This window comes from Nocardioides sp. P4_G4 (assembly GCF_056401085.1).
On record NZ_JBFUKA010000133.1, the window covers coordinates 1 to 8,433 of the forward strand.

7 protein-coding genes are annotated in these 8,433 nt (G+C 73.4%); 4 read left to right on the plus strand and 3 right to left on the minus strand.

Annotated elements, in window-relative coordinates:
- From AC1DQF_RS20485 to AC1DQF_RS20500, 4 genes are all read left to right on the plus strand, one after another.
- Positions 1-1,014: acyl-CoA dehydrogenase family protein (locus AC1DQF_RS20485; protein WP_477527075.1), on the plus strand; the 1,014-nt coding region annotated here is incomplete at its 5' end.
- Positions 1,011-2,030: a ketopantoate reductase family protein gene (locus AC1DQF_RS20490; RefSeq protein WP_477527076.1), complete on the plus strand. Its 1,020-nt coding sequence runs from the start codon at positions 1,011-1,013 to the stop codon at positions 2,028-2,030. The genes AC1DQF_RS20485 and AC1DQF_RS20490, both read left to right, overlap by 4 nt.
- 75 nt (positions 2,031-2,105) lie before the next feature.
- Complete coding sequence (locus AC1DQF_RS20495) at positions 2,106-3,914, plus strand: ABC transporter ATP-binding protein (protein WP_477527077.1); 1,809 nt, start codon at positions 2,106-2,108, stop codon at positions 3,912-3,914.
- Entirely contained in the window at positions 3,892-5,673 is a 1,782-nt protein-coding gene (locus AC1DQF_RS20500) for an ABC transporter ATP-binding protein (protein WP_477527078.1), read from the plus strand. Before AC1DQF_RS20495 ends, AC1DQF_RS20500 begins: the two co-directional genes overlap by 23 nt.
- A gap of 108 nt (positions 5,674-5,781) precedes the next feature.
- On the opposite strand, the gene AC1DQF_RS20505 is transcribed toward AC1DQF_RS20500, so the two are convergent.
- From AC1DQF_RS20505 to AC1DQF_RS20515, 3 genes are all read right to left on the minus strand, one after another.
- Positions 5,782-6,606 (minus strand): bestrophin-like domain, encoded by an 825-nt coding sequence (locus tag AC1DQF_RS20505; RefSeq protein ID WP_477527079.1) that lies wholly within the window; start codon positions 6,604-6,606, stop codon positions 5,782-5,784.
- Positions 6,607-6,610: 4 nt separating this feature from the next.
- On the minus strand, positions 6,611-7,327 hold the full coding sequence (locus AC1DQF_RS20510; RefSeq protein WP_477527080.1) for a hypothetical protein: 717 nt from the start codon (positions 7,325-7,327) through the stop codon (positions 6,611-6,613).
- A gap of 19 nt (positions 7,328-7,346) precedes the next feature.
- The coding region (locus AC1DQF_RS20515) for a carboxylate-amine ligase (RefSeq protein ID WP_477527081.1) at positions 7,347-8,433 on the minus strand (1,087 nt) is incomplete at its 5' end.

The following is an 8,433-nucleotide window of genomic DNA, read 5'->3' on the forward strand; positions in this document are numbered from 1 at the left end:
GGCCTGCTCACGGCGGCGGTCGGCGAGCAGTTCGGCGGCCCCGGCCTCGACCGGATCGACACCGCCCGGGTGCTCATCGCTCTCGGCGAGGGCGACGCCTCGGTCGGGTTGCTGGCGGCCAACAACCTCAACGCCCACGCCTCCCAGGCGGCGATGCCGCACTGGCCCGAGGCGGCGTACGCCGACCTGCTCCGGCGCTCGCAGGACGGGCCCGCGCTGGTCAACGCCATCCGCGCCGAGCCCGAGCTCGGGGCCCCGGCGCGCGGCGGCCTGCCCACCACCACCGCACGACGCACAGCGGACGGCTGGTCGCTCGCCGGACACAAGGCCTATGCCACTGGCGGCACTGCGCTCGCCTACCACGTGGTCTGGGTCGTGACCGACGAGCCGGTGCAGCGAGTGGGCCACCTGCTGGTGCCGGCCGACGCACCCGGCATCACCTGGATCGAGACATGGGACCACCTCGGGCTGCGGGCCTCCAACACCCATGACGTGGTCTACAAGGACGTGCCGGTTCCACTGGAGAACTTCGTCGAGATCCCGCTGACCGACGGGGTCTACCGCGACCCGGCCGCGGTCGCAGGCCCCGGCAGCTTCGGCCACCCAGCGCTCTACATCGGCGTCGCCCGCGCCGCGCGCACAGCCTTCGTCACCTACGCCCAGGAGCGGGTGCCGACCGCACTGGGTCGTCCCATCGCCACCACGGAGCGGATCCAGGCGGTCGCCGGCGAGATCGAGGCCCAGGTCGCCGCGGCCGAGGCACTGCTTCTCGGGACCCTCCTGCGCCTCGACGCCGGTCACGACGTCACCGCCCAGCTCTCGGTGGTCAAGGTTCAGATCGCCCGGATGGTCGTCGCGGCGGTCAACACCGCGGTCGCGGCCCTCGGTAACCCCGCCCTCACCCGCACGAACCCGCTCGAGCGACACCTGCGCGACGTGTTGTGCGTGCGCATCCACCCACCGCAGGAGGACACCGCCCTGCTCGCCGCCGGACGACGGATCCTCGCCACATGACCGCCTCCACCAACCGCCGCTACGTGATCATCGGCGGCGGCGCTGTCGGCGGCGCCCTCGCCGCACAGCTCGTGCCGGCGGGCCACCAGGTCGTGCTCGTCGCTCGGGGCGAGCACGGCCGGGCCGTCAGGGACCACGGCCTCGTGGTACGCCGTCCCGACCGTGTCGACGTGGTGCACATGGCGGTGGCCGCGGGTCCCCACGACGTCGCCCTACGACCCGAGGACATCCTGGTCCTGGCGACCAAGACCCAGGACGCCGAGGCGGCGCTCGCCCTGTGGGCCTGGCAGCCCGTGGTCGACGTGACGGGCGCACCCGTGGGAGTCGCGGCCGACCTGCCGGTCGTGACCTACCAGAACGGCCTGCTCACCGAGGACCTCGCGCTGCGTCGCTTCGCCCGGGTCTACGGCGCCACGATCGGGATCGCGGCCAGTCACCTCGTCCCGGGGGAGATCGTGTCACCGTCGCTGCCGCCGGCCGTCGGCCTCGTCTGGCTCGGACGCCACGCCGCCCCGCGCGACCGTCTGCAGGACGAGCTGGTCGCCGACCTGGTCGGCGCCGGCTTCGCGGTCTGGTCGGTCGACGACGTCCGGCAGCAGAAGGCCGCCAAGCTCCTCGCCAACGTCGCCAACGGACTCGACCTCTTCACCGGCGATGACAGGAGCCGGGACCGGGCGGGGACGTTGCTGCGCGAGGAGGCGCTGGCGGTCCTCACGGCCGCCGGCATGACCCTGCCACCCGGTGGCCGACTCGACCGCGGCGACGTGGACTTCACCGTGCTGCCCGTCGCGGGTCACGTGGGTGGTCGGCTCTCGACGTGGCAGTCCTTCGCCCGCGGCACCTCCAGCGAGGTCGACTACCTCAACGGCGAGGTCGTGCTGATGGCGCGCCGACACGGGCTCGCAGCGCCGCTCAACGCCGCGGTGCAGCGGCTGCTGGGCCCGCAGGTGTCCGCGACGGACCCGCCCAGCCCGGCCTTGGCCGACCTTCTCGCGGCCGATCAGGTCCTTGCCTGAGCGGGCCCGCGCTGGGGCTGCGCGCGAGACAGGCGTGGTGCCCGACCGCCGTCCGGCCCGGCCCCGGCGGCGCGCATGAGCACGCTGACACGGGGCCTGCGGATGATGGTCCGCGCGTCCGTCGACCATCCCGGGCCCGCAGCCCTCGCCACCCTCGCCGGCCTCGTCAACGGGGCGACGATGGTCGTCGGTGCAGCGGCGGTCGGCTGGGCGACCGACAACCTCGCCGTGCCCGCGCTGACCGGCCGTGCCGTGGCGGGGTCTGTGTGGTGGACCAGTGCCGCACTGATCCTGGGTGTCTCGGCCGTGCGCTGCGCCACGATCTGGGTCCGCGGTGTCGCCACCGGTCAGGTGCAGCACCGCACGCAGGCCGCCACCCGTCGTGCCGTCGTGCATCGCTACCTCGACCTCGACCAGGCCTGGCACCGCCGTCATCCCCCGGGTCGGCTGCTCGCTCACGCGGTCTCCGACGTCGACGCAGTGTGGTCACCGGTGCAGTGGCTCTACTTCGCTCTCGGGATGGTCCTGATGCTGGCAGGCACGCTCGTCCAGCTCGCCACCACCGCTCCCGCGCTGGCCACGATCGGCCTGGTGCTCGTCGCCGGCGTGCTCGGCCTCAACGCGGCGTACCAGAGGCTGCTGGCTCCCCGTGCCCGCGAGGGACAGAGCGCGCGCGGCGACGTCGCGCGCACGGCACACGAGAGCATCGAAGGCGGTCCGGTGGTGCGCAGCCTGGGCCTCGGCAGGGCCGAGGACGCCCGCTTCGCACCCGAGGTCGAGCGCCTGCGGACCGCCAACACCCGGATGGCAACGATCAGCGCCGTCTTCGACCCCCTGCTGGAGCTCCTCCCCACCGTCGCGGTGCTCGCCGTGCTGGGGGTCGGTGCCGGCGCGGTGTCGTCGGGGACGATGACCGTCGGCTCGCTCGTCGGCGTGAGCTACCTGCTGCTCACCGTGTCCATCCCGCTCAGCGTGCTGAGCCGGTTCCTGTCGATCCTGCCCCTCGCGGCCGCGGGTCAGGAGCGGGTCTGCGCCGTGCTGGCGGCTCCGGTCACGACGTACGGCGACGTCGGCAGCGCGGCTCCGGTGGGACCGGCGCGCCTCGAGCTGAGACGTGTCGGCCTCTTGGTGGGCCGGACCTCGCTGGTGCGCGACGTCGAGCTGTGCGCCGCAGCCGGCACGGTCCTCGCCCTGGTCGGGGCCACGGGCGCAGGGAAGTCCACCCTCGTCGACCTGGTCTGCGGCCAGCTGCTGCCGAGCACTGGGTCGGTGCTCCTCGACGGGGAACCCCTGACCGCCCTCGGCGCCGCCCGCCGCGCACAGACCCTCGGTCTGGTCGCACAGTCGGCGTTCCTCTTCAGCACGACCATCCGCGACAACCTCGTGCTCGACGGCCACCCGCGCCAGGACCTCCGGGCCTACAGCGACGCCGAGCTGTGGCGCGCGCTCGAGATCGCCGACGCGGCTGACTTCGTCGCCGCACTTCCCCTCGGGCTGGACACCGTGGTCGGCGAGCGAGGCGCGACGCTCTCGGGCGGTCAACGGCAGCGGCTGTGCCTGGCACGGGCCCTGGTACGCGAACCCCGGCTGCTGGTGCTCGACGACGCGACGTCGGCGCTCGACCCGCGCGTCGAGCGCCGTGTCCTTGCGCGCCTGCGGGGGCTCGTCGACGCGCAAGGGCCAACGGTCGTGCTCGTCGCCAACCGCCCGGCGGCGCTCGCGATCGCCGACACCGTGGTGTTCCTCGCGGCCGGCCGCGTCGTGGACACCGGGACCCACGACGCGGTCATGACGCGCAACGCGGACTACCGGCGTCTGGTGTCGGCGTACGGCGTGCGCCCGGGCGAGACGGCGGTCAACGGTGACGACGCGCTCGCCGGCTGAGACCGGCCTGGCCGACCTGTCCCACCTCGGTCCGCGGGCCCTGGTGCGGTTGGGCGTCCTCGTCACCCCCGTGCTGGCCAGCGGGTTGTGGCTGACGGCCATGCTCGCGATGGCGGCCGGGGCCGGCCGGATCGTCGCTCCGCTCACCGTGCAGCGGGCGATCGACCGGAACCTGGCGCCGTCCGCGGTCAGCCAGGCGCTGGTCGTCGGTGCGTGCGCCGTGCTCCTGGCCGGCCTGTCGTCGTGGGCCCTCAACCGCCGACTGCAGGGGCGGCTCGAGCGCGCGCTGGCCTCGCTGCGCCGTCAGGGGCTGAAGCGTGTGCACGAGATGTCGGCCACAACCGCCGACCAGGTCCGCAGCACCGACCTGTTGGCCCGGCTGACCAGCGACGTCGACACCATCACCACCTTCACCCAGGGCGGCGGGGTCCAGATGGTCACCCACCTCGCCCAGCTGTCGCTGGCCACGACGGTCATGGCTGCCTTCTGCTGGCAGCTCACGGTGCCGGTGGTCGCCCTGGCGGTCGTGCTGCTCGTGGTGATGCGCCGTGTCCAGCGCGTCGTCGCCCGACGGTTCGCCGCCGTGCGCTCCGAGGTGTCGGCACTGCAGGGAGTGGTGGCCGAGGCCGTGATCGGCGCTCCGGTCATCCGGGTGACCGGCACCGCGGAGCGGATGCGGGCCCAGCTCGACGACGCGGTCGACCGGACCCGCTCTAGCCAGCTGCGCACCCTGGTCCCGCTGCACGGCAACACCGCGCTGGGCGAGGTCGCGATCTCGACGATGACCGTCCTCGTCATCGTGCTCGGCGTTGCGTGGTCGACGCACCAGGAGTGGGGTCCCGCCCCCGACCTCACCGAGGGCCGGTTGGTCGCGATGGTGTTCCTGGTGACCTTCTTCGTCCGGCCGTTGCAGTTCCTGGTGCAGGCGCTCGGCGAGGCCCAGAACGCCCTCGTCGGGTGGCGGCGCACCCTCGAGCTCGTGGTGACGCCGTCCTCGGTGGTGTCCGGCGACCACGCCGCCGACCTGGTGGACGGCCCGGTCGGCATCGAGATCCGTGGTGTCGCGGCGGCGTACGCCGGTGGGCCACTGGTCGTCCACGACCTCACGATCACCATCGCACCGGGCGAGCACGTCGCGGTCGTGGGCGAGTCCGGTTCGGGCAAGAGCACGTTCGCCAAGCTGTTGACCCGCCGGATCGAACCGGCGCGCGGCGAGATCCGTCTCGGCGGCCGGTCGTTGGCCACCATCGCCGATGCCGCCCTCGAGCGGCGGGTCGTGATCGTGCCCCAGGACCCGTTCCTCTTCGACACCTCGCTCCGCGACAACATCGCCGCCGGCCTGCCCGAGGCGGACGGTGCCGACGTACGTCGCGTGCTCGAGGCCCTGGGCCTGAGCGACTGGGTCGACGGGCTGCCGGACGGGATCGACACCCGCGTCGGACCCCGCGGCGACCGGCTCTCGGTCGGCGAGCGTCAGCTCGTGGCGCTGGCCCGCACCGCGCTGGTGGACCCCGACCTCGTCGTCCTCGACGAGGCGACCAGCGGTATGGACCCCGCCACCGACGTCCGGGTCCAGGCCGCTCTGGGTGTCCTCACCCGCGGCCGCACCACGGTCTCCATCGCCCATCGGATGACCACCGCCGAGCGGGCCGACCGGGTCCTGGTCTTCGACGCCGGCCGTGTCGTGCAGGCCGGGCACCACACCGCTCTGGTGAGCGAGCGAGGACCCTACGCCGACCTGTTCACAGCATGGCGGTGAGCGACCTGAGCGCGACGAGAGCCCCCGCTCGGCGTCAGAGGGCCACGCTGACAGGGAAGGTGGTCACCCGGGCCACGGACGCGAGCAGCACGACGTACCCGAGCCGGCTCAGCGTGCGCGCCCACGGTCGTCGCACGGTGGTGTCAGTTCGACGCCGACGAGCGCCATCTCCGAGTCGATCAGGGCGAGCGAGCGCTCCATCGCCTCCGGCCGGAGCTGACCGGCGCCGTCGTTGAACGGGCTGTCGAAGAAGTTGAGGAGCAGCATCGAGAAGGAGAGGACGACGGTGACGCTGCCCATGAGCACCGCCTGCGTGAGCGCGCCCTCGGCCGAGTCGGCGAAGAACAGCATGAACACGAAGATCACCGCGGCGACGATGTAGAGGACCACCCACAGCGGCGTCGGCAAGATCCCCTCGGCGCCGTGGATCCGGTCGTCCCTGGCCTGCTGACGCTGGACCGTCTGGTCCATCCACCGGTCGTACGCCGACTGCGCGGTGTCCGATCGCGGCTCGACCGTCTGGATGGTGCGGTAGAGCTCGACGCCCCACGGATTGGTGCCGGCGGTCATGGTCCCGGCCGACAGCGCATCCCATTCGGTGGTGACTACCGAGCGGGCGTAGCAGACCAGCTCTCCCGTGAGCTCCAGGCTGACGCTCGACGGGAGGAACTGCGCCGTCTCCACCTGCTGGGCCACCAGGGTCGCCTCGTCCTGCGACCCCGAGAGGGACGTGTCGTAGGAGGTGAAGCCGAGGAAGATCATGAAGCCGAGCAGCACCGAGAAGCCGGTGGCCAGGCTCCCGAAGACACCCGAGGCCCGGTCCCCGTCCTGGAAGCGGCTGCCCGCGGGGGCGCGGCGACGGACCAGCAGCATCGCCGCGACGCTGCCGGCAGCCAGGGCGGCCACCAGGGCCACGGTCCGCACCAGGTCCATGCCCCTATCCCCGGGGCTCCTGGTCGCGCAGGAACCGCCGCGGATCCTCGGCAGCCCTGGGCAGCGACTTCATCCACCGCGTGAAGTCGTCGCCGAGGCGTCGCTCCAGGTCGTCGAGGTACAGCGCGCGCATCTCGACCGCCCGGAGGCGCGAGGCGTCGGTCCGGGCTCGTTGCAGGGCCACGTAGCTGCTGCGCCAGGCCTCGCACAGGTCGCCGTCGGTGAGCTCGTCGGTCACCACGAGCTCGGGCTCCTCCACCAACGGCACCACCCGCGCCCCGGGCGCCGCACGGGGCGGGTCGACCCGCTTCCTCGTCGGCGCGACCCGTGCCCATCTCTCGGGACCCACCTTCACGCGGATCCACTGACGGACCGCGGGGTGGGCCAGGGCCAGGACCGTGGCGAGGGGGACGGCTGCCAGGCCGAGCAGTCCGAGGAGTCCGATCGCGCTCACGACCACCATCGCGGGGACGAGGCCCACGGCCCGGAGGCGGAAGATGCCCGGGTCCTCCTCGAGCAGCCACCTCAGTCCGCTCCACAGCCACCCGGACACGGCCACCAGCAGGAAGAGGCCGCACGTCGCGGCCCAGCCGAGCAGGACGGTGGCCGCGACCACCCCCAACGCCAGGACGAGCCCGGTGACACCCACCCACACGATGCCGGCGCCGAGCGCGACGGCCCGGCGGAGCCGGGACTCCGTAGCCGTCGTCAGTGCGCTCATCAGTCGTCCTCCTCGGTCATCACGGCCCCCGCCAGGGGTCGGTGCCTGCCGCGGCACGGGCGGCACCGGTCGGTCCGTCCGGAAGGCTGGCCGCCGCCAGGGCGGCCACGAACCCCACCTCGTCGAGCCGCTTGCGCAGTGCCCGCTGCCGCGCGGACCCGGACTTCTGCGTACGTCGTTGCGCCACGAGCTGGGCGACCGTCGGCCAGTCGCCCGAGGCCTGGAGGGCAGGGCGCAGGTGCTCCACCATCCGGTAGAGGACAGCCTGGCCGGGCGCCAGGACTCCCTCGCGCGGATCGATCATGAGCGTGCCCAGCCCGTACCGGGCCGCGCTCACCAGCGACTCCTCCAGGACGTGCTCCGGCACCATGGCCGCCGGCTGGTGGGTGAGGGCCTCGGCGAGCGCGGTGGCGACCAGGGCACGACACAGGGCCGCCTGGAGCAGGGTGTCGGCGACGGTGAGGCCGGTGTCGGCGATGCGGAACTCCACCGTCGGGAAGCGCGGCGACAGGCGCGCGTACCAGTAGACGCTCCTCGCATCGATCGCGTCGCGTGCCGAGATGCGCTCCTCGATCGCGGAGTCGTACGCGGCCTCGTCGATGCACCACGGCGCCAGCCGCGCCGTCGGCCAGCGACCGAAGACCCGGTGCCGGTAGCTCTCCCACCCGGAGTCGCCCCCCTCCCACATCGGCGAGTTCCCACTGAGGGCGAGCAGCACCGGGAGCCACCCGCGCACCCGGTTGAGGACCTCGACCCCCTCCGCTCGCGTCGGCACGCCCACGTGCACGTGGGCGCCGCACACCACCGTCTCCTCGGCGATGTCGGGGAACCGCTCGCGCAGGTGCCGGAAGCGGTCGTCGTCGGTGGTCTGACCCGTCCCGGCGACCCGGAAGGGAGCCGTGCCGCTCGAGACCATGTCCGCCCCCCATCCGGCCGCGGCGCGCGCCACGGCCCTGCGCCCCTCGGACATCTGCTCGGCGAGCGACGCCAGGTCGGCGCACACCCCCGTGGCTGCCTCGACCTGGAACTGCATCCACTCGGCCTGGAAGCGCCGGCCGCCGGGCAGGTCGCGGAGCACCTGCGGCGCGACCGAGGCCGTGCTGCCG

What these genes read in the sequence shown, in the direction of transcription:
- AC1DQF_RS20510 (WP_477527080.1), bottom strand. Translation starts at nt 7,327, where the DNA reads ATGAGCGCACTGACGACGGCTACGGAGTCCCGGCTCCGCCGGGCCGTC.
- AC1DQF_RS20490 (WP_477527076.1), top strand. Translation starts at nt 1,011, where the DNA reads ATGACCGCCTCCACCAACCGCCGCTACGTGATCATCGGCGGCGGCGCT.
- AC1DQF_RS20505 (WP_477527079.1), bottom strand. Translation starts at nt 6,606, where the DNA reads ATGGACCTGGTGCGGACCGTGGCCCTGGTGGCCGCCCTGGCTGCCGGC.
- AC1DQF_RS20495 (WP_477527077.1), top strand. Translation starts at nt 2,106, where the DNA reads ATGAGCACGCTGACACGGGGCCTGCGGATGATGGTCCGCGCGTCCGTC.